This window comes from Shewanella maritima (assembly GCF_004295345.1).
Classification (GTDB): domain Bacteria; phylum Pseudomonadota; class Gammaproteobacteria; order Enterobacterales; family Shewanellaceae; genus Shewanella; species Shewanella maritima.
In genome coordinates, this window is record NZ_CP036200.1 from 4,560,989 (window position 1) to 4,580,770 (window position 19,782).

The window sequence follows — 19,782 nt, forward strand, 5'->3', positions numbered from 1 at the left end:
TCGAATTGGCTAATTGAGCGAAATTACTTGGCGTTCATTAGTGCAACTGTATTGTCTAGCATACGGTTGCTAAAGCCCCATTCGTTGTCGTACCAAGCCATCACTTTAACTAGGCGACCGTTAACCTTGGTTTGTGTCGCGTCAAAGTTTGACGAGTAAGGGTTGTGGTTAAAGTCGATAGACACCAAAGGCTGCTCGTTAACCGCAAGTACTTCGCCTAGTGGCATTTGCTTAGCAGCATCAGTCACGATTTGGTTAATTTCTTCAACGCTAGTGTTGCGACCAGCAACAAAGGTTAAGTCAACCAATGACACGTTTACTGTTGGTACACGTACAGCCATACCGTCAAACTTACCTTGAAGCTCTGGTACGACTAGACCCACAGCTGCAGCCGCACCTGTTTTAGTTGGGATCATCGACATAGCAGCAGCACGAGCGCGGCGCAGGTCAGTGTGGTAAACGTCAGACAGACGTTGGTCGTTGGTGTATGCGTGAATAGTGGTCATTAAACCAGACTCAATACCAACAGCATCGTTTAACGGCTTAGCAAATGGCGCTAAACAGTTAGTGGTACAAGAAGCGTTAGAGATAACTGTCATGTCTGCAGTTAATACTTCTTGGTTTACGCCATATACTACGGTCGCATCAACGTTTTTACCTGGCGCAGAAATAATGACTTTTTTAGCACCAGCATCTAGGTGAGGTTGAACTGATTCTTTCGAAGTGAAGATACCAGTACATTCGTAAACTACGTCAACCTTTAGATCAGCCCAAGGAAGCTTAGAAGGGTCACGCTCTTGGAAAGTTAGGATCTTGTCGCCATTTACATAAATAGCTTCTTCATCATGTTCAACGCTTGCATTGAAGCGACCATGTACTGAGTCGTACTTAGTTAGATGTGCGTTGATTGAAGCATCGCCTAAGTCATTGAGTGCGACGATTTCGATTGGGTAATCCTTTTCGCTTTCGTAAAGTGCACGTAAAACATTTCTACCGATACGGCCATAGCCATTAATTGCAACACGGATAGTCATCTCATATCCCTCTAGTGAAAATAATCTGGTGGTTCGTCTAACGCCTGGTAGTAAAATTACCAAATTGTACGACTTGGTCAAGCTAAAATGCGCTTTTTATCGTCATATCGACTAACAATTTCGTATTTTTTTTACAAAAACACGTGTCACGTCAAGTTAACACCTATGATAGACGTTTTTTACGAATTGGTTTATTGCAGGTTAATTAATTTTTGACCAATTTCTGAAGTGGCAAAATTTCCACTTTCGATGGAATCAACTAACGCTTGTGCTTGGGTGTCTAGTTGGTTTGCCAATTGTTTATTGCCATTAATGAAGCCGAGTAGCTGTCTTTCATCGGCTTTATTGTCTGTCATGAGAATATTAGCCTTGGTGAACAAGTAGGCATTTTCAAAATCTTGCAACCTTTGATAAACCGAAGCTAAACCCAATAACCAGTCAGTATTAAAGCCATCTGGGTCGTCGACGGACAGTAGTTCTAAATAAAGTGCTTTTGATTTTGCTTGGTCAATGCGCACAAAGTGACTTGCTAATGATGCCTTTATTTGGTTGTCGTTAACTAATCCTTGTGCAAACTGGTCTAATACGATTTGCAAAGAGGGGAAGTCATTAAATCTGAGCCAGCGATAGTAGGCCAAATGTAAATCGGGGTTATCTTTAGTGTATTCGCGCAGCTCAGCTAGCGTTTGCGTGCTCACTGCAAACGCACGTTTTCTGTCTTGAGTTCGCTCAGGATGCAAGATGTGCTCAACGCCTGCAGCAAGTTCAATACAGTTACTGTAATCTTCAAGGTGAATGAGAAGGTCGAATAATTGTTTACCACTCGGTGTTTGGCTGTTCATTAATTGGTAACGATGGCGGATCAGGTCGCCTTTTTCGTATCGACACCAACTATCTCGATGAAGATCAGCACAAAGTTGAGGATTATTTTTACAAATCTGGTCGCTATTTCGGTCATTTTCGCAGCCAAAAAGCCCGAAAAATAACCCCGACAAACCAATTGATGTAATTATTACAAAATTCCGTCTCAAATTGACTCCAAATCTTAAATTTGTCTAATAAAATTACATGTTTACAGGAAATTTGTTACTGGCGAAATCGATGAGATTTCATTACAATGTCGCCGACCTAGCGGGGCTGAGCCCCTATTATAAAATCATTATTGGTCTTTTCTTTTTGTTACTCAAACCTTTCTTCAAATAAATGACGAAAAGTGAGATAAAGGATCCCTTCATGAGCGCAGATAAACATTTACGTAGCTGGCAAGAACGATTTGAAATGGCAGAAGCAATGCAACCATTGCTCGGTAAGCTATACCGTAACCAAGGTGTTGAGGTTATGTTGTATGGTAAGCCGTTATTAAGTGCTTCAACCATTGAGGTTATCAAAGCTCATCGATTAGTACGTCGTCACGTTGGTGAAAAGCTACGTTTACGTGAAAGCTTCCCATTCGTAGAAGCATTAAGCAAACTTGCTGTTAAACACTGTAAAGTTGATATCGGTAAGCTAGCGGTTAACTACTGGAAAAACCATTCAGATGCATCTGAAATCCAAGCTTACATGACTCGTGAGCTAGAAGGTGCAATGAACTATGGTGACGACACACCAGCACGTGATGTTGTATTATACGGTTTCGGTCGTATCGGTCGTTTATTAGCGCGTCTTATGATTGAACGTACAGGTCAAAGCAACAAGCTTTGTTTACGTGCAATTGTACTGCGTGGTGGTAAGAAGGGTGACCTTGAAAAGCGTGCAAGCTTGCTACGTCGCGACTCAGTTCATGGTGCATTTAACGGCTCGGTTGAAGTCGATGAAGAAAACAATGCAATTATTGCTAACGGTACTTACATTCAAGTTATCTACGCAAACTCGCCAGATGAAGTTGACTACACAAAATATGGCATCAATGATGCGCTAGTAGTTGATAACACGGGTATCTGGAAAGACGAAGATGGCCTAGGTCTGCACCTTAAGAGTAAAGGTGCTAGCAAGGTACTATTGACTGCTCCTGCTAAAGGCGCAATCAAAAATGTCGTTTACGGTGTGAACGACAGTGACATTCTAGATACTGACACTATCGTATCTGCGGCAAGTTGTACTACTAACGCCATTACCCCAATTCTTAAAGCGGTTAACGATAAGTATGGTATTGAGAATGGTCACGTTGAGACGATTCACTCGTACACTAACGACCAAAACCTTATCGACAACTACCACAAAGCTGACCGCCGCGGTCGCAGTGCACCATTAAACATGGTTATCACTGAAACAGGTGCTGCGAAAGCAGTATCTAAAGCGCTACCGGCTCTTGAAGGTAAGCTAACCGGTAATGCTATCCGCGTACCTACTCCAAATGTATCGATGGCGATTATCAGCTTGAACCTAAACGGTGAAACTGATCGTGACGAAATGAACGATTACTTGAAGCACATGGCATTGCAATCTGATCTGCAATATCAAATCGACTTCACTGAGTCGACTGAAATTGTGTCAAATGACTTAGTTGGTTCTCGTTATGCTGGTGTTGTTGATTCACAAGCTACGATTGCTGATGGTAAGCGCGCTATTCTTTATGTCTGGTACGACAACGAGTTTGGCTATAGCTGCCAGGTAGTTGGTGTTATGCAGAAGATGCTAGGTTTAACTACGCTATCTTTGCCAAGCCAAAAATAGGCTCAAAACCTTAAACTGAGTCTAATTAGACGTTTAAAAAGCACCTTTTAAAGGTGCTTTTTTGTTTTCAGTCCTGAGCGAACTATTCCCTAATTCAACTCTACCATCCATCTGTTTTGCGAAACTGGCGTTTGAGTCGACATTTTTGTCTATTAGGTTAAAACTATTGTTGATTTAATAATTTTGTAGGACGAAAACTGAGTATTGTTCATAAATTATGAGTTTCTTAACAACATGATGAGTTCTCGCTACTCACCACGGCAATACAATGGTATAAGTTACGCTGGTTGAAACATCAATTACCCTCAATTGTTACCCTTAAAAGAAATTTAGGACACCTAGTATGATTTTCTCTAATGTCACTCAAGCTCCAGCGGATCCGATTTTAGGCTTAACCGATGCATTTAAAGCCGATACACGCCCAACTAAAGTTAATCTAGGCGTAGGTATTTATAAGGATGAAGCAGGGCAGACGCCGGTACTTTCTTCAGTGAAGAAAGCTGAAGCTAAGTTGATTGAGATTGAGAAATCTAAAAGCTATTTAGGCATTGACGGTGTACAAGCCTATAACCAAGCAGTACAAGCTTTGCTTTTTGGTGATGCTAGCCCAATTATTGCAGATAAGCGCGCGCGTACAGCGCAGGCTCCAGGTGGTACCGGCTCACTGCGTATGGCGGCAGAGTTCTTAGTTAATAACACCAGTGCGGACACGATTTGGGTAAGTAACCCAACCTGGGCTAACCATCAGAGTATTTTCAGTGCCGCTGGTCTAAATATCGAAACTTACGATTACTATGTTGCTGAACAACACGACATTGACTTTGATGCAATGTTAGCCAGTCTTGCTAACGCAAAAGCTGGCGATATCGTGCTATTGCACGGTTGCTGCCATAATCCAACCGGTATTGACCTCACGATCGACCAATGGCGTCAAATTGGCGAGTTATGTGTTAAGCAGCAGCTAGTGCCTTTATTTGATTTTGCTTATCAGGGTTTCGGCGCGGGTATTGAAGAAGATGCGCAAGGTCTACGCACCGTTGCTGCGCAAGTGTCTGAGCTTATCGTTGCTAACTCATTTTCTAAGAACTTTGGTTTATACAATGAACGTATTGGCGCAGTTACCTTAGTAGCAGTAAATAGCGAAGAAGCTGAGCGCGCATTTAGCCAGGTTAAGAAAACCATTCGCTCTAGCTACTCAAACCCACCTGCACATGGCGGCTTAATTGTGTCGACAATTTTAGCCGACGCTGAGCTTCGCGCTGAGTGGGAGCAAGAGCTTGCACAAATGCGTAGCCGTATTGCCCAGATGCGCGAGCTGTTTGTTGCCACATTGGCAGCAGAGGGGGTGACCCAAGACTTCAGCTTTATTGCCAAACAAAATGGTATGTTTAGTTTCTCTGGCCTAAGCAAAGAGCAAGTGGCGCGACTAAAAGACGAGTTTGGTGTGTATATTGTTGGCTCTGGCCGCATCAGTGTCGCTGGCTTAACAAAGGCAAACTTACCAGTTGTGTGTAAAGCGATTGCACAAGTGCTTTAGCTATTAGTTACTAGATACCAAATACTAAACACATAGTAAAAACGAGCACTTAGGTGCTCGTTTTTTGTTTTTACTTATGCAATTAGTTACCCAAGCCAAACAAGAATAGATTTCTGTTTTATGACGAGTTCGGTTTATAATCCATGCAAATTATTGCGATAAGGATGACAGCTTGAAAACAGGTCGCGTTGGAAAATTTACCCTAGCTTTGGCAACCATAGTAGTACTGATTATTGTGTTTAGAGCAGGAGTGATCCCATTTATTGATAAACAGTTACCTAGTATTTCAAGAGTCATTAAATCTGAAGTTGAAAAAGACGAGACACCACTGCCAGACTTTAAAGCGGTGGACGATGTCACTCAGAAAAAATTGACCTTTTTTAACTACTTTCGCCCATTAGTGATTGAAGAAAACACCATGATCATTAATGAGCGCAAACAAATCCAATCTATTCTTGCCCACCTGCAAGAAGGCGAGCAGCTCACTGCAGCAGAAAAGCTTCAACTTGATAGAATCGCTAAACGTTACCGACTGGCGGGTAAAGACATTGGCATTAAACAGCTCAGGCAGTTGTTGCTTAAAGTCGACACTATCCCTGTTGAACTTGTGCTGGTACAAGCCGCCAATGAAAGCGGTTGGGGTAGCTCGCGCTTTTCACAAAAAGGTAATAACTATTTTGGTCAGTGGTGCTTCTCAAAAGGTTGCGGTCTCGTGCCATTGTCGCGTACACCGGGGTTGAACCATGAGGTAGCGGTGTTTGACTCACCGAAAGACTCAGTAATCGCCTATATGAATAACCTAAACAACAATCAGGCATACAAGATGTTTCGCTCAATTCGAGCTGATCTTCGTGCCCAGCACATAGAGCCTACTGCCGAAGAGTTAGTTTATGGGCTTATGCATTATTCTGAGCGTAAACAAGCTTATATCGACGAGCTACTCGATATGCTGCGTCACAATAAAAAACTATTACAAGGAACCGCCGTCAATGCGTAAAGCAGTTATTGTCGCATTATCTGTTACTGGTCTTTTCACAACTAGCCTGTTTTCCAGTGTTGCTTACAGTGAAACTATCTCACTCGAATACAACGGCTTTTATGACAAGCTTAAGCGTGCTCATAAGAGTAATCATCCATTAGTTGATTTAGTCTTTTCTGTGCCTGAAAAACCGGGCTGCAAGATAGTGAGTGGCGATATACGTACAGAGAAGCAACAGTTCCCACTGACCTATAACGCTGAGCAGCGACTATTTATTCCTTACGACCCGCAGCTTAAATCTGATCGCGCCTTGATCAACCTAACCGTTGATGGCGATGGTAAACAGTGTGGGATAGCGGTGCAAGTGCGCGCGAAATCAGTTAAGCAGAGTTACTCAGCAAGCGAGCTAACAGACCTGATGGCAGACATGGATAAACTGCTTGATAGCTTACTGGGTTTTCCGATGAAGTATTTTTCTGATCCTGTTGCGGGCATTAAGCTGCAATTTGAATCAGAGCTTAACAGTGTGTTGATCGATGGCAAATCAGTGGAATTAGAGCAATCTATGCAAGGTGAACACTACAGTGCAACCTTAACTCGTGAGTTAATCGAAAACGCGAAGCAGGTCGAGTTTAGTCAAATGCCAACGGTGATCAGCCCCCATTTGAATTAGTTCGCTTACATTTAGTTATAAGAGGTTAGGGCCTATTGATCTTTCAAGATTATTTTTACAGCTGCTTGTTGGAAATTTATACAAGGCAACGACTTTGATGTGTGGTTATTCCACATGAGTAAGTCGTTAACATAGTAGAAATGACAACAAGCGCTGCCTGAAAGGTTCGTTTAAAAGCACTTTACTCATTATTGCGAGCGAATTTGTGTAGGTGACTAGACGTCATCGCTCACGCCTCAATTAAAGTGCTTTTAATTCGAACAAATTCTAATCAGCAAAGATTAACAGGCCCTAGTCAAGCACAAAAAAACAGCCTCATTTGAGGCTGTTTTTGTTTCAGAGTCGATATTTATTTCGCTATGTCTAGACCAAGCTTATGGCTGGAAGGTCTCCACCACATCAATGCGCTGGCCTCTATCAGGTGCAGCTTCATCAAGATTAATGTGGCCGCTGTTACTGATATCTAAGAAATCAAATGCTGGCAAGTCAGCTTCAGCCACGTCGCCCTTCATTGGTGCATTTGGATCGCGCTTAAGGCTTACAAAGTCAAACTGCTCACGGTCAACACCCTGAGATGGCGCGGTGTTTTGCATCGCAGTAAAGATGGTTTCAATGCGACCAGGGTGCTGCTTGTCCCATTGCTTCATCATATCTTTAATTGCTTGACGCTTAAGGTTTTCCTGTGAACCGCATAAATTACACGGAATAATCGGGAATTCTTTGAGTTTTGCGTATTCGGCAATGTCTTTTTCGCGGCAGTAGGCAAGCGGGCGGATCACCATGTTAGCGCCATCGTCAGACAGTAATTTAGGCGGCATGGCTTTCATCTTACCGCCATAGAACATGTTTAAGAACATGGTTTCGATGATGTCATCTCTATGGTGCCCTAGGGCAATTTTAGTTGCGCCAATACGTTGAGCAAAGCCGTATAGCGTGCCGCGGCGTAGGCGCGAGCATAAAGAGCAGGTAGTTTTACCTTCAGGGATTTTTTCTTTAACGATTGAGTAGGTGTCTTTTTCAAGAATATGATAAGCAACGCCTACTTGATCTAGGTATCTTGGTAATACATCTTCTGGAAACCCTGGCTGTTTTTGATCAAGGTTTACCGCCACAATTTCAAATTTGATTGGTGCACGCTGCTGCAAATTAAGCAAGATGTCTAGCATGGCATAGCTGTCTTTACCGCCAGATAAACAGCACATTACTCTGTCGCCATCTTCAATCATGTTGTAGTCAGCAATGGCACTGCCAACTTCACGACGCAGACGCTTTTGTAACTTGTTCATACGAGTAATATTTTTCTTGATGGTTTCTTGTGCCAGTTCAGACATACCTTTGACCGCTTGCTTACTTGAGTTTCAGGGCGCGTATTATTCCAGTATTAGCAAGAATGGTAAAGCTTTGCGCGGCATTACTTGACCTAAACTAACGAGTTGTTAACAAGCATTTGCTCGACTACTAGCAAGTGCTAGTTACTCAAAATGCAGCTGAGATCTGTTTTTGAAAAGCTTAGCTCAATCAGCTTAAAGATATGTGATCTGTTCCCTTGAGAACCTTGGCTGTAATTGCGTATAACACTCTGTATCTTCTAAAATTTTGTGCCACTGTTAGCCGCCAAGTTTAATGACGGTTTTATTGAGCCTATATGTCCCATCCATTAACCGCGCAGCTTATTCGACGAGTGTTAGTTGCTCGGGTCAAACTGCTTATTGTTGCAAGCATTGCATTCATACTCGTTGCAATGCTGTTTAACCACATTCTTGCGGATAAGTTTTATCAGGTGCAGCGGCATAACACTGTATCCATTAGTGGCCCATGGGAGTTCACCTCATTTGAGCCAGCCAAGCATGGTTATATCTATACCCGCATGCAGGTGATTGAAACTCTGCTGGATGTCGACAAAAAAGGGCAATTAAAACCTGCATTAGCAACAGATTACTGGCAAACCAGTGACGGATTGAGCTGGCATTTTAACTTGCGTGAGGGGTGACATTCCATGATGGCAGCGAGTTAAACGCCCACGCCGTACAGCAAAGTCTGCAAGCCGCATTAGCGACTCACGGCAGTTTGCGAATGGCTCCGATAGCATCAATTGAGGCTATTGATGAGCGAGAGATAATGATTGCTTTAAACAAGCCTTATCCCATGCTGGGTTTACTGCTCACCCATTATGCTAATGCGATAATCGCCCCAGCAAGCTTTACAGATGGCGAGGTCACCGAGCTTATTGGCACCGGGCCTTACTCACTTATGCATTTCTCGCCACCACATAAACTCATTGTTAAGGCAAATGATAGTTATTGGGGGCAAAAACCGTCAATTACCTATGCCAGCTACTTAACTGGTCATAGAGCGGAAAGTCGAGTGCTGCAAGCGAAATCACAAGAAGCAGATATTGTATTTACGCTGGCATCATCGTCATTCCCACAATTAGCAGATGCGCCGGTTGAGATTATCTCTGCGCCGATCCCAAGAACGCTACTCCTGAAATTAAACAGCGGTGATAGCCAGCTTCACGATGTGCGTGTACGCCAAGCACTGAGTCTTGCTCTTGATAGGCAAGGTATAGCCGCTACCATCATCGGCGATAAAGCGGCGGCAAGTACAAGCTTATTACCACTAAGTTTCACACAGTGGCATAAGTTACCAAGTACACAACATCAAAAACAGCTGCAATCAAGCTCTGAGCGTTTAACGCTTGCTAAGCAGTTACTCAAGCAAGCTGGTTGGAAACAAATCGATGGAATACTGCTCGATGCTCACAAGCAGCCTTTTAAACTAACGCTAGTGACCTATGCCGATAGACCTGAGTTAACTAAAGTGGCGACAGCCGTGCAGGCGCAGTGGGCAAAGCTTGGTATTAAGCTTGATATCAATGTAACTAACTCAAGCATGATCCCCGCAGGTCACCATGATGGCAGCTTACAAGTTGGATTGATGGCGCGAAATTTTGGTTTTCTAGCCGACCCGTTGATGACAATCTTGCAGGATTACGCCAATGGCGGCGGTGATTGGGGGCGATGAACTGGCGAGACGATGCTGTCGACGCTCTGTTTAAACAAGCTCAGATATCTAACGTTTCAAGTGAACTAAAACAAGATGCGCTAAACGTCATTGAACAACAATTCCCTGTGCTTGCCATTGCCCATTATCGGCAAAACATCAGCGTAAATAAACGTATCAGAAATTTCTCTTTCGACCCGTTTGAGCGCAGCTATTTCATCAATCAGCTGAGTTTTAAGGAACGTTCAGAAGGTGAGCCGCGCAAATGACAAGGTTCAGAGCAAGTAGTAAATCGAAAGTGAGCAAATCGACAATGAGGTTCACGACGAATAGGCGCGAAAATAAGCGGGTGTGTGAACAATGGTAATAGATATTTTATATCGGCGCATATTACAACTGTTTTCGGTAATGCTGGTTGTGGGCGTGTTGTCGTTTTTGATCATGCACTCTCTGCCCGGTGACATGGCCTACCGCATTGCCGCAGGGCGCTATGGGCAAGACAATGTGTCGATGTTGGCTGCGCAGCAAGTTGCGATTGAATTGAATCTAGATGCAGGGCTTGTTGAGAGCTTGATGTATTGGTTTAACGATCTCATTCGTTTTAATTTTGGCACCTCGCTAGTTAGCGGCCAGAACGTATCTGACATGCTATACCACCAAGTTGGCCATTCACTGGTGCTGGCAATATCTGCGGTGCTTATCGCGTTACTCATATCAATCCCTTTTGGACTGTTAAGTGTGAAGTATCCGCGCATCCTAAACCCGTTCATTAGTTTGATATCTGTATTGACTAAGTCAATGCCAGTATTTGTGATTGGCATTGTTTTGATTGCGATATTTGCCATTGAGCTTAACTTAGCGCCTGTTGCGGGCTACGGCTCCTGGCAGTATTTATTGCTCCCTGCATTTACCTTAGGCATAAGCTTGGCAGCTGTGACTAATCGGGTTATATACGTCAACGCACTTGATGTGAGCCAATCTGCCTTTTATCAGTTCTCTCGTTTTAAAGGGTTAACGGTTAAGCAAACATTGCTACGCCACGGTGTAAAGAATATATCCGCGCCTGTGGTGACTTATCTTGGCATTCAACTGGTAATTGTGATTGAAGGCATAGTGATGATTGAGTCGCTGTTTAGCTGGCCGGGAATTGGCCACGGGCTTGCCCACGCGATATTTGCCAGAGACGTACCTGTTATCCAAGGCTGCGCCTTGATGATGGGCTTTTTGTTTGTCGCGGTAAACACCATAACCGATTTGATTTGCTACAAGCTTGACCCAAGAGGGCTCGAATAAATGCCAACAAATTATCCTACAAGTCTGTTGCAATTGACTGTATCTGCTTTTAATCGCATGTCCGTAAAGCAATTTGTTGGCCTAGTTTTGCTAATTGCCATGCTTGGGCTCAGTCTGTTGGTGCTTTGTTTTAGCGGTTTTTCGATAGATGGGCAGAACCTGCAGCATACGTTGACCATACCGAGTTTAGAGCATTGGTTAGGTACGGATCAGTATGGTCGTAGCATGTTAATGCGCCTTGCCAGTGCCATTGTATTGTCATTAATGCTTGGGGTTATTTGCGTACTAACGGCGAGCATAGTTGGGGTAGGCTTAGGTTTAGTCTCTGTATTTAGCCCGGCTAGGCTGGCGGGCTTTATCGATGGGGTGAGTAATATCGTTTTGGCTTTACCAGCATTAGTGATTGTGCTGTTGTTATCTGCAATGGTGCCCGGGTCATTATTGATGATTTATATCGCCATTGCGTTGGTGCAATGGGTTGAGTATTACCGGGTAACGCGTCAACGAGCTAAAGCCATTCTCGCGAGTCCTAGAGCTGAAAATTCACGCTTGTTGGGTTTTGACAACCGCTACCTGATAAAGCGTCATATCATCCCAGATCTTGCGCCGACACTGTCTACCATGATGGCATTTGGTGCGGCTAACGCGATATTGATGATGGCAGGGCTTGGGTTTGTGTATGTTGGCATTCAGCCTCCTACCGCGGAGCTTGGATTAATGAGTGTTGAGCTATTTCCATACTATCAACAAGCACCTTGGTTGGTCGCGCAGCCATTAGTGGCTATTTCACTGCTGGTGCTAAGTTTTCACTTGATGGCTGACAGTGATAGAACGTCTAGCAAAGTTTCGCCTGAGTGCCATCTGGCGAGTGATAACTCTGCAAACGGCAACTTTGCAAACGACAGCTCTGCAAAGGAAAGTACGGCAGAAAACCAATCTCCGGCCGAGGTGAGCAAACTATGATGGCCTCTCGATCCAAATCTATTTCTAAACCCAAATCTATTTCTAAACCCAAACCTATTTATAAACCCAAAACTATCTCTAAACCCAAACCTGCGCCTAAACTCAAGTCAAAACCTTCGTTGCTTAAAGTTGAAAACCTCAGCATTGAGTTGGCTTCACACTCAGCTTACTTTAAGCAGTTGTTAACCAAGCTCAAATCAAATCAGCTATCGACTGCTAGTGCTAACAAGCAACTACTTGTCGCGCCAATTAGATTTGAGGTTAATATCAATAACCCTGTTTGTATTATTGGAGAAACAGGCGCGGGCAAGAGCTTAATTTTGCAAGCCATTATGGGCTGCCTTCCCCCAGGGTTAATTAGACGAGGCACAATCACATTTGATGGCGTGGCTTTGTCAGACAAACAGCTGGCGGCGCTGTGGGACACAAGCATATCTTTGCTTCCTCAAGAGCCTGTGACATTACTTGACCCGTTAATGGTTAACTATCAACAACTCAGCGAAATCCACTCCTGCTTAAATGGCATTGGTAGGCGAGCAGCCGTGAGTCATAGTCTCGAGCAGATGCAAGATGCGGGCTTGATAAGTGCCTATGACAAGTACCCAAGACATCTTTCGGGCGGAATGGCGCAGCGTCTTGCCTACTTATGTGCTACCACCAACAACTCGCGACTATTGCTGCTAGATGAGCCTACTAAAGGGCTAGATGATGGCTGCTGTAAGCGGCTTTACGCTAACCTCAATGCTTATGGCGCTCAAGCTGGACTCATTTGCGTGACCCATGATTTGAACTTGGTAAAAGCCATTGGTGGCAAGGTCTTAGTTATCAAGCAGGGCCTGTTAATTGAATCAATTAATGCCGCGACAATTGAGCTTGATGCCAGTCATGAATTCACAAATAGCCTAATTCAAGCCAACCCTAAGCATTGGCGCGCTGATGTTAATCATCGAGCCAAACCGCTACAAGTGTTTCCTAGTGCAAAAGGTAATGATGTCAGTCGACAAGATGATGAGCGAACTCCGCTTATTCAAGCAAAAAAGCTGCAAGTGGGAAGGGCGCTGCGAGCCATTATCAAGCCGATAGACTTCACTATATATAAGAGACAAATCATTGGCTTAGCAGGCGACAGCGGCGTAGGTAAAACCACCTTAGGTGATACCTTGTTAGGTTTGATTGAGCCAATTGCGGGTGAGCTCAAAGTAGCGCATGAAAACAAAGCTCGTTGGTTAAAGCTGTATCAAGACCCAATTAGTAGCTTTGAGCCAAGTTGCAGCATTAGAGTGCAATTGCAAGATTTGACGTCTTTAGCGCATGTAAAATCCGATGAGGTACAGACGCTGCTGCCAAAATTAAATTTGAGCGCTAGTTTATTAGATAAGCTTCCTAGCCAATTATCTGGTGGTGAGTTACAAAGACTTGCTTTACTAAGGCTTATGCTACTGAAACCTGAGTTTATTTTCGCTGACGAAGCCGTATCGCGGCTTGACCCTATCACTGCCAAACAAGTGATGCAGCTTTTAGTCTCGTTTGTGCGCGAAACTAACATTACGCTAGTCATTGTCAGTCACGACGGTGAGCTACTTAACGCAGTATGTGATGACATTCTCGAGTTGCAGAAAGTTGAGTTACAAAAAGTTTAGCTACAAAAAGTGAATTAAAAAGCGGGGGAGTTGTGAAGCATTGATCAGTATGGAGTCGATGATGAAAAGGTAAATCGTAAGACCAGCTAGTACGAATTTTCCCTGTGGTTAAAATCAAAAGCCCAATGAAAAATCATTGGGCTTTGTCTGCTCGAATGTACCAGCTCAAACTTTGCTTACCGTTAAGCTCTGTGACGCTTATGAAGCGGTTACTCTTCTTCAAGTGGTGATTTAAAACCATCAGGTTTGATTGCCAGTAAATCACAGTTAATGCTGTCAATCACATGCTCAGCGGTGTTACCAATAAGCGCTGCAGAGAAGCCAGTACGACCAACGGTCCCTAAGATAACTAACTCGGCATCAAGCTTTTGCGCCATATCTGGAATGATATCTTCAGGTAAACCTTCTTCAACATGACAGTTCTCAAATGGGATCTCATAGGTTTGCGCTATGTACTGCACTCGCTGCTCATGTTGCATTCTGATGGTGTCGTTATAGCTGTTAGCGTCAAAGTCTGGTAACTCAATAGCCAAATTAACAGGTGTACCTGGGTAGCCATTAACTAGGTGGACCGAGGCAGAGAACTTATCAGCTAAGTGCTTAGCATATTGGATGACTTTTCCATTGAGGTTTTGGTGCTCTTCATCTTCGCAAGCTACGTTAATTGCACAAATAATCTTGCCATTAACTGGCCAGTCATGCTCTTTAACCATCAACACCGGAATAGGTGCCTTGCGCATCAAGTGCCAGTCGGTAGGCGTGAAGATAACCGCTTTGAGTTTGTCATGGTCATGGGTGCCTTTGACGATCAAGTCGACATCATGCTCCATTGCGTAGTTAATAACACTTTCAAATGGACGGTTATGCCAAACTACTTCTGAGTGAATATTGACGCCGCGCGGTTGGTATTGCACGAGAATATCATCGAGCCAGGCTTTACGCTGATCGATAACGCCTTGTCGCATCGCTTCACGCTCTTGATGTGACAAGATAGAGGTCATTTCGTAAGAAAAATCAAAAATAGACAAGAAGGCGATAACTTCAGCCTGGCTTTTGGATGCCAAGTCTACCGCACGGTCTAATGCCGCTTGATGATCTGTAGTCGGGTTGATGACGACGAGTACTTTGTTGTAATCCTTCATGTTCACTCCCAAGCAATTGTATTTTAGCTTTTTCTACTAAATACAGTATCACTACTGTGGGAAAAATAAACATTGAATTAGATCAAAAAAGCTACTTTTTACGTTGCAATTCTGGCACTTCCGGCAAGTACGCTTAGTGCTTGCTGGTCGACAATGACAATGTATTTACCTTTAACTTCGATCATTCCCGCTTTTTGGAAGCGGCCTAGTAAACGGCTAATAGTCTCAACGGTTAAGCCAAGATAGTTGCCGATATCACCACGAGTCATAGTCAACCTGAATTCATTTGGTGAGAATCCACGGCTACCAAAACGAGTGGCTAGGTTATGGATAAATGCGGCGAGACGTTCTTCAGCATTCTTTTTAGATAGCAGCAAAATCATTTCTTGGTCGCTCATGATCTCATTACTCATTAAGCGCATGATTTGCTGTCTAAGTTTAGGCATGGTGCCTGAAAGGTTATCAAGCGTATCGTATGGGATCTCGCACACCATTGAGGTTTCTAGCGCTTGCGCAAAACTCTGATGTTCTAAATCATGTATGCCATCGAAACCAATTACATCGCCAGCTAAATGAAAGCCAGTAATTTGCTCGTCACCTTGTTCTGTAATGGTGTAACTTTTGATGGTACCTGAGCGAATCGCATAAAGTGCTTTGAGTTGATCACCAGATTTAAAAATCTGATCACCTTTTTGCACTGGCTTTTTACGCTCGATTATATTGTCGAGACGATCTAATTCTGAGTCGTTAAGGGTAAAGGGAATACACAATGCTCCCATACTGCAATCATGGCAATGAATTGCACAACCACCTGTTGACGCGCGACGAGCTTTATTTAGATCTGTAGGCATACCTTGTCTCAATCAATTCTAACCCGCCTATGTTAAACCAAATCTGAGTTTTCAGCTAGCTTAGCTGGGCAATTGCTATGTAAATCGTCTGCATACCAAAAGCGATAATCAGTAAGCCACTGATAAGGCGTACCGCTTTGTGTTGCACCCATTGTGCAAGCTGCTTTGCTGCCACACCAGCGCTTAGTAGCGCTGGTAAAGTACCTAAACCAAAGGCCAGCATAATAAGGCCGCCTTGGAGCATACTGCCTGATGCGATAGACCAGGTTAGGGTGCTATAAACTAGCCCACATGGCAGCCAGCCCCATATTAATCCCGCTACAAGGGCTTGGCCTTGATGACGTATTGGCAGCAGCTTTTTAGCGATAGGATTAAGAAAACGCCAAATGACTTGGCCCATTTTCTCGATGTGGGTGATACCCATCCATAGCTGACTAATATAAAGCCCAGTCGCAATCATCATAATGCCGGCAAATAACCGCAAAAAAACCAGATAATTATCAATGGCAAATAGCTGACTTAGCGCAGCTGCGCCGCCACCGACTAACATACCTGCCAGGGTGTAACTGATTATGCGCCCTAGGTTGTAACTAACAAGAAAGCCCAATTGGCGTGCAAGATAATTACCTTGGTTGGAGTTAGCAATACTCGTTGAAAACGCGCCAACAAGGCCTCCGCACATACCAAAGCAATGTGCGGCGCCCATTAGTCCAACCATAAATGCGCCCCAAATTGAAAGCTCCATTAGTTAGGCTCTTTTTGGGCTGATGATTGTTGGTTACTTTCTGCGGCTCTATTTTCGGTTTTACTATCGCCGTCAGCTTGGTTTGACGAGCCTGAATTGGCAGCAGGCTTAGTGTCATCGTCAAATAAAATTGACACGCTTTGACGCTCTAAATCATCAAATTGCTCGCTGCGCACAGCCCAAAAAAAGATGCCCACAGCGATAAGCACAAACAACATCGCAATGGGGATCAGTACGTAGATAATACTCATAATTTAGTCCTAAGCAGACGTAGACTGTTACTGACAACAATAATCGAACTTAACGACATGCCAATTGCAGCGATATAAGGAAACACGTGTCCGGTTACCGCTAATGGGATGATCAGCACATTGTATCCCAGCGCCCAAATCAAGTTTTGACGAATAATACGGTGGGTCTTTTTGGCGATATCAATTGCCTGGCTAAATCGAGACAGTTTGTCGCCAAGTAAGATTAAATCAGCGCTATTTTGCGCGAGTGCAGTACCGCTGCCCATCGCTACAGAGAGGTTGGCACCGGCAAGTACTGGCGCATCGTTAATACCGTCGCCAAACATGGCGACCTGTTTATTTACTTGTAGCTGCTGTACATAATCAAGTTTACCTTGAGGTGAGAGTCCTGATTGTACTTCAGCAATGCCGAGGGTGTCTGCGACGTAATTGACATGGCCTGATTGATCGCCGCTGGCAATGCTCGATGCAATATTAAGTTTGTTCAAATCTGCAATGGTGTGCTTGCTATCTTCACGTATTGCATCGCTTAGCGTGAATACGGCGACTAGCTGGTCATCAATCGATAAATAAACTTGTTGTTTCTGGTGAGCTACAGTACTTGAATTGGCGTTGCCCAAAGTGTGCGAATTATTGTTTGCATTAACAAAGCTTGCAGAGCCGAACTTAACCTTATTGGAATTGTTATCTGCGCTGGTCGCTTGGTTATTGAAAGTTGCGCTAATGCCTGCGCCAGTGTGATGCACTATGTCCGTGACATCTTGCATTGCTGGGAAGGGTTTAAAGGCTTGCGCAATCGGGTGATAACTTGATGACTCTAGCGCAGCAATTAACTCACAAACTTGCTGTTTATCAAAATCATTGCCTAGCAATTCAATGCTATCTATGGTCAATTGACCTCGGGTTAAGGTACCGGTTTTGTCAAACACAACCTGATCAATTTTGGGGAGTTTTTCAAACACGCCTGATTTACGGGTGATGATCCCAAGTTTGGTAAACAACGTGGTGGCACAGGTTATCGCCGTGGGTGTGGCTAATGCGAGTGCGCAAGGGCAGGTTGCCACTAATACCGACAAAGTGACCCAAAATGCATCTTCAGGAGAGACAAACTGCCAAACAATATAGGTAATGGCGGCTATGGCGATAATGATAGCGGAAAAATAACTGGCGGCTTGCTCTGCCAACAGTGCCACTTTGGGTTTAGTGTTACTAGCCACTTCCTGCAAACGAATGATCTCGGCAACTAATTGGTCTTGTCCAATCGCGGTCACTTTTAACTCAATAGGCTGCTCGCTATTGATGGTGCCGGCATAGGCTTTATCACCAATCACTTTGTTAACGGGCAAGTGTTCACCAGTCAACATTGATTCATCAATTGCGCTTAAACCTTTGGTTATTAGGCCATCGGCAGCAATCATTTCTCCTGGTTTGACGCTGATTATATCCCCTAGTTTTAGCTGTTTTGCGGCGATTTGTTTACTGCCTTCATCGGTAACTAAATTTGCTGTAAGTGGCACTAACTTATGTAAGTTACTTGAGCTGACGCTGGCCTTTTGTTTTGCCGCTTGCTCAAAATAGCGCCCAAGCAACAAAAAGAAGGTGAACATGGATACCGACTCAAAATAGACTTCGCCGTCGCCTTGTACCGTCGCGACGATGCTGGCGATATAGGCGCCTGCAATAGCAAGTGATACTGAAAAATCCATATTCAACTTACCGCCAAGTAAGCTTCTTATGGCGCTAAAATAGAATGGCTGAGCTGAATAAAATACCACTGGCGCGGCAAATATCATGCTGACCCAGCGAAAGTAATCGCGATACTCTTGCTCTAAATCGGTGAAATAACCTGAATACAATGCCAGGGCAAACATCATAACTTGCATTGTGGCAAAGCCGGCAAGGCCTAAACGCAATAAGAATTTACGGCTGTTGCTTTTGGCAATTTTTTCTTGCTCATCAACCTGGTAGGGCGCAGCCTGATAGCCAATTTTGCTGACCGCAGTTAGGATTTCACTGAGCGATATTTGCTCATTGTTCCATGACACCATCGCACGCTCGGTGGTTGAATTAACCATGATCGAATGAATGCCATCAATAGACTTTAATTTGTGTTCAATTAACCAGGCACATGCGGCGCAAGTAATGCCTTCAATGGTTAATGATGTAGCGGATCGTTGTTGGTCTTTGTGAACGAAGTCTTGCTGTACTTCTTCAAGATCGTAAGCGTTAAAGTGCTGTAATTGTGAAGGAACTAACTCAGCGCCTTTGGTGCCAGGTTCACTACGGTATTGGTAATAGCTGGTTAGCCCAGAATCTACAATAGTTTGTGAAATAGCCTGACAGCCAAGGCAGCACATCGGCTGCGCTTGACCATTGATATTTGTCGTCAGATGTAAATTGGCTGGAATAGGCTCATGACAGTGATAACACTTGTTTTCATCTGCATGTGATTGTGGTGCGCAATTGCTCAATTTAACCAGTACTCAACGTCATCTTGAATATCAATGCGCTGTTGAATACGCCACTTACCATCAAAGCTTTCAAGACGCACCTCCCAAGGACCAGAAATTGATTCTTGAAGTGCTATTTTATAATTGCCTTTGGCGTCTGCCGTTGCCAAAACTTCAAAGTCCTTGTCTTCAAGGGTTGGATGAAAGAAGTCTACGGTCAATGCTGCGCCGTATTCTGGGCCGCCTTGTTGAGACAATACCAGCTGGTGGTCATCAACTGTCACTAGGTATTGCATACCTATGGTTTTTGCATGTTTGATCTTCTTAAGATCCATATTGATGCCTTTACCTTGCTTGTAATAGTCCTCTGCAACTAATGAGTCAGAATTATCCATAGCAATTTTAAGGGTAGTTACACTAGCTACAACAGCACACATAGGTAATACGATCAGAAACCAAGGCCAAAATTGTTTGTACCAGGGAAGGGGAGCAGACATACAAATTCCTAATAAAAATACGACATAAATTAGTAGAGATATTTTACCTTG

Annotated in this window: 19 protein-coding genes; 10 read left to right on the forward strand and 9 right to left on the reverse strand. The window is 43.9% G+C overall.

The genetic code is table 11. The features are described 5' to 3' along the window. Window positions 1-23 precede the first annotated feature (23 nt). Window positions 24-1,034, reverse strand: a complete 1,011-nt coding sequence (gene gap, locus EXU30_RS19385) for a type I glyceraldehyde-3-phosphate dehydrogenase (RefSeq protein ID WP_130602855.1) — start codon at window positions 1,032-1,034, stop codon at window positions 24-26. Window positions 1,035-1,225: 191 nt separating this feature from the next. Then, complete coding sequence (locus EXU30_RS19390) at window positions 1,226-2,065, reverse strand: DUF2989 domain-containing protein (RefSeq protein ID WP_130602857.1); 840 nt, start codon at window positions 2,063-2,065, stop codon at window positions 1,226-1,228. Between the two features lie 202 nt (window positions 2,066-2,267). Between EXU30_RS19390 and EXU30_RS19395 the strand changes: the two genes are divergently transcribed. The 4 genes from EXU30_RS19395 (at window position 2,268) to EXU30_RS19410 (ending at window position 6,896) form a co-directional block, all read left to right on the forward strand. Further along, complete coding sequence (locus EXU30_RS19395) at window positions 2,268-3,707, forward strand: glyceraldehyde-3-phosphate dehydrogenase (protein WP_130602859.1); 1,440 nt, start codon at window positions 2,268-2,270, stop codon at window positions 3,705-3,707. 343 nt (window positions 3,708-4,050) lie between these two features. Further along, entirely contained in the window at window positions 4,051-5,244 is a 1,194-nt protein-coding gene (locus EXU30_RS19400) for an amino acid aminotransferase (protein WP_130602861.1), read from the forward strand. A gap of 172 nt (window positions 5,245-5,416) precedes the next feature. Continuing rightward, window positions 5,417-6,241, forward strand: coding sequence for a glucosaminidase domain-containing protein (locus EXU30_RS19405; RefSeq protein ID WP_130602863.1), 825 nt, complete (start codon window positions 5,417-5,419; stop codon window positions 6,239-6,241). After that, a complete protein-coding gene (locus tag EXU30_RS19410) occupies window positions 6,234-6,896 on the forward strand; it encodes a DUF2987 domain-containing protein (protein ID WP_130602865.1) in 663 nt (220 codons plus the stop codon). Before EXU30_RS19405 ends, EXU30_RS19410 begins: the two co-directional genes overlap by 8 nt. A 374-nt stretch (window positions 6,897-7,270) precedes the next feature. Here EXU30_RS19410 and ttcA read toward each other — a convergent pair whose 3' ends face one another. Further along, on the reverse strand, window positions 7,271-8,227 hold the full coding sequence (ttcA, locus tag EXU30_RS19415; protein WP_165399056.1) for a tRNA 2-thiocytidine(32) synthetase TtcA: 957 nt from the start codon (window positions 8,225-8,227) through the stop codon (window positions 7,271-7,273). A gap of 314 nt (window positions 8,228-8,541) precedes the next feature. Here ttcA and EXU30_RS19420 point away from each other — a divergent pair, with 314 nt between their 5' ends. The 6 genes from EXU30_RS19420 to EXU30_RS19445 all read left to right on the forward strand — a co-directional run bounded on the left by EXU30_RS19420 (window position 8,542) and on the right by EXU30_RS19445 (window position 13,795). Further along, complete coding sequence (locus EXU30_RS19420; RefSeq protein WP_130602867.1) at window positions 8,542-8,886, forward strand: hypothetical protein; 345 nt, start codon at window positions 8,542-8,544, stop codon at window positions 8,884-8,886. Then, window positions 8,883-9,920 (forward strand): ABC transporter substrate-binding protein, encoded by a 1,038-nt coding sequence (locus EXU30_RS19425; RefSeq protein WP_130602869.1) that lies wholly within the window; start codon window positions 8,883-8,885, stop codon window positions 9,918-9,920. The genes EXU30_RS19420 and EXU30_RS19425 overlap by 4 nt, the downstream gene beginning before the upstream one ends. Beyond that, window positions 9,917-10,168: a hypothetical protein gene (locus EXU30_RS19430; protein WP_130602871.1), complete on the forward strand. Its 252-nt coding sequence runs from the start codon at window positions 9,917-9,919 to the stop codon at window positions 10,166-10,168. The genes EXU30_RS19425 and EXU30_RS19430 overlap by 4 nt, the downstream gene beginning before the upstream one ends. 91 nt (window positions 10,169-10,259) lie before the next feature. Continuing rightward, the gene (locus tag EXU30_RS19435) at window positions 10,260-11,192 is read left to right on the forward strand and encodes an ABC transporter permease (protein ID WP_130602873.1); all 933 of its coding nucleotides are present in this window, start codon (window positions 10,260-10,262) and stop codon (window positions 11,190-11,192) included. Next, window positions 11,193-12,155 (forward strand): ABC transporter permease, encoded by a 963-nt coding sequence (locus EXU30_RS19440; RefSeq protein ID WP_207234084.1) that lies wholly within the window; start codon window positions 11,193-11,195, stop codon window positions 12,153-12,155. Continuing rightward, on the forward strand, window positions 12,152-13,795 hold the full coding sequence (locus EXU30_RS19445; protein WP_130602875.1) for an ATP-binding cassette domain-containing protein: 1,644 nt from the start codon (window positions 12,152-12,154) through the stop codon (window positions 13,793-13,795). The genes EXU30_RS19440 and EXU30_RS19445 overlap by 4 nt, the downstream gene beginning before the upstream one ends. Window positions 13,796-14,004: 209 nt before the next feature. On the opposite strand, the gene uspE is transcribed toward EXU30_RS19445, so the two are convergent. The 6 genes from uspE to EXU30_RS19475 form a co-directional block, all read right to left on the reverse strand. Continuing rightward, complete coding sequence (uspE, locus tag EXU30_RS19450) at window positions 14,005-14,937, reverse strand: universal stress protein UspE (protein ID WP_130602877.1); 933 nt, start codon at window positions 14,935-14,937, stop codon at window positions 14,005-14,007. A gap of 98 nt (window positions 14,938-15,035) precedes the next feature. Beyond that, the gene (gene etrA, locus EXU30_RS19455) at window positions 15,036-15,788 is read right to left on the reverse strand and encodes an electron transport transcriptional regulator EtrA (RefSeq protein ID WP_130602879.1); all 753 of its coding nucleotides are present in this window, start codon (window positions 15,786-15,788) and stop codon (window positions 15,036-15,038) included. A 55-nt stretch (window positions 15,789-15,843) separates the two neighbouring features. Then, window positions 15,844-16,533: a sulfite exporter TauE/SafE family protein gene (locus EXU30_RS19460; RefSeq protein WP_130602881.1), complete on the reverse strand. Its 690-nt coding sequence runs from the start codon at window positions 16,531-16,533 to the stop codon at window positions 15,844-15,846. Further along, window positions 16,533-16,784 (reverse strand): cbb3-type cytochrome oxidase assembly protein CcoS, encoded by a 252-nt coding sequence (gene ccoS / locus EXU30_RS20755; RefSeq protein ID WP_242620272.1) that lies wholly within the window; start codon window positions 16,782-16,784, stop codon window positions 16,533-16,535. The genes EXU30_RS19460 and ccoS overlap by 1 nt, the downstream gene beginning before the upstream one ends. Next, window positions 16,781-19,255: a heavy metal translocating P-type ATPase gene (locus EXU30_RS19470; protein ID WP_423213351.1), complete on the reverse strand. Its 2,475-nt coding sequence runs from the start codon at window positions 19,253-19,255 to the stop codon at window positions 16,781-16,783. Before EXU30_RS19470 ends, ccoS begins: the two co-directional genes overlap by 4 nt. Continuing rightward, window positions 19,252-19,731: a FixH family protein gene (locus EXU30_RS19475; RefSeq protein WP_130602883.1), complete on the reverse strand. Its 480-nt coding sequence runs from the start codon at window positions 19,729-19,731 to the stop codon at window positions 19,252-19,254. Before EXU30_RS19475 ends, EXU30_RS19470 begins: the two co-directional genes overlap by 4 nt. Window positions 19,732-19,782: the final 51 nt, after the last annotated feature.

Bases quoted from the DNA above. Each gene is read 5' to 3' on its own strand.
- gap (WP_130602855.1), bottom strand. From the start codon at position 1,034: ATGACTATCCGTGTTGCAATTAATGGCTATGGCCGTATCGGTAGAAAT.
- EXU30_RS19395 (WP_130602859.1), top strand. From the start codon at position 2,268: ATGAGCGCAGATAAACATTTACGTAGCTGGCAAGAACGATTTGAAATG.
- EXU30_RS19400 (WP_130602861.1), top strand. From the start codon at position 4,051: ATGATTTTCTCTAATGTCACTCAAGCTCCAGCGGATCCGATTTTAGGC.
- EXU30_RS19410 (WP_130602865.1), top strand. From the start codon at position 6,234: ATGCGTAAAGCAGTTATTGTCGCATTATCTGTTACTGGTCTTTTCACA.
- ttcA (WP_165399056.1), bottom strand. From the start codon at position 8,227: ATGTCTGAACTGGCACAAGAAACCATCAAGAAAAATATTACTCGTATG.
- EXU30_RS19420 (WP_130602867.1), top strand. From the start codon at position 8,542: ATGTCCCATCCATTAACCGCGCAGCTTATTCGACGAGTGTTAGTTGCT.
- EXU30_RS19430 (WP_130602871.1), top strand. From the start codon at position 9,917: ATGAACTGGCGAGACGATGCTGTCGACGCTCTGTTTAAACAAGCTCAG.
- EXU30_RS19435 (WP_130602873.1), top strand. From the start codon at position 10,260: ATGGTAATAGATATTTTATATCGGCGCATATTACAACTGTTTTCGGTA.
- EXU30_RS19440 (WP_207234084.1), top strand. From the start codon at position 11,193: ATGCCAACAAATTATCCTACAAGTCTGTTGCAATTGACTGTATCTGCT.
- EXU30_RS19445 (WP_130602875.1), top strand. From the start codon at position 12,152: ATGATGGCCTCTCGATCCAAATCTATTTCTAAACCCAAATCTATTTCT.
- uspE (WP_130602877.1), bottom strand. From the start codon at position 14,937: ATGAAGGATTACAACAAAGTACTCGTCGTCATCAACCCGACTACAGAT.
- etrA (WP_130602879.1), bottom strand. From the start codon at position 15,788: ATGCCTACAGATCTAAATAAAGCTCGTCGCGCGTCAACAGGTGGTTGT.
- EXU30_RS19460 (WP_130602881.1), bottom strand. From the start codon at position 16,533: ATGGAGCTTTCAATTTGGGGCGCATTTATGGTTGGACTAATGGGCGCC.
- ccoS (WP_242620272.1), bottom strand. From the start codon at position 16,784: ATGAGTATTATCTACGTACTGATCCCCATTGCGATGTTGTTTGTGCTT.
- EXU30_RS19475 (WP_130602883.1), bottom strand. From the start codon at position 19,731: ATGTCTGCTCCCCTTCCCTGGTACAAACAATTTTGGCCTTGGTTTCTG.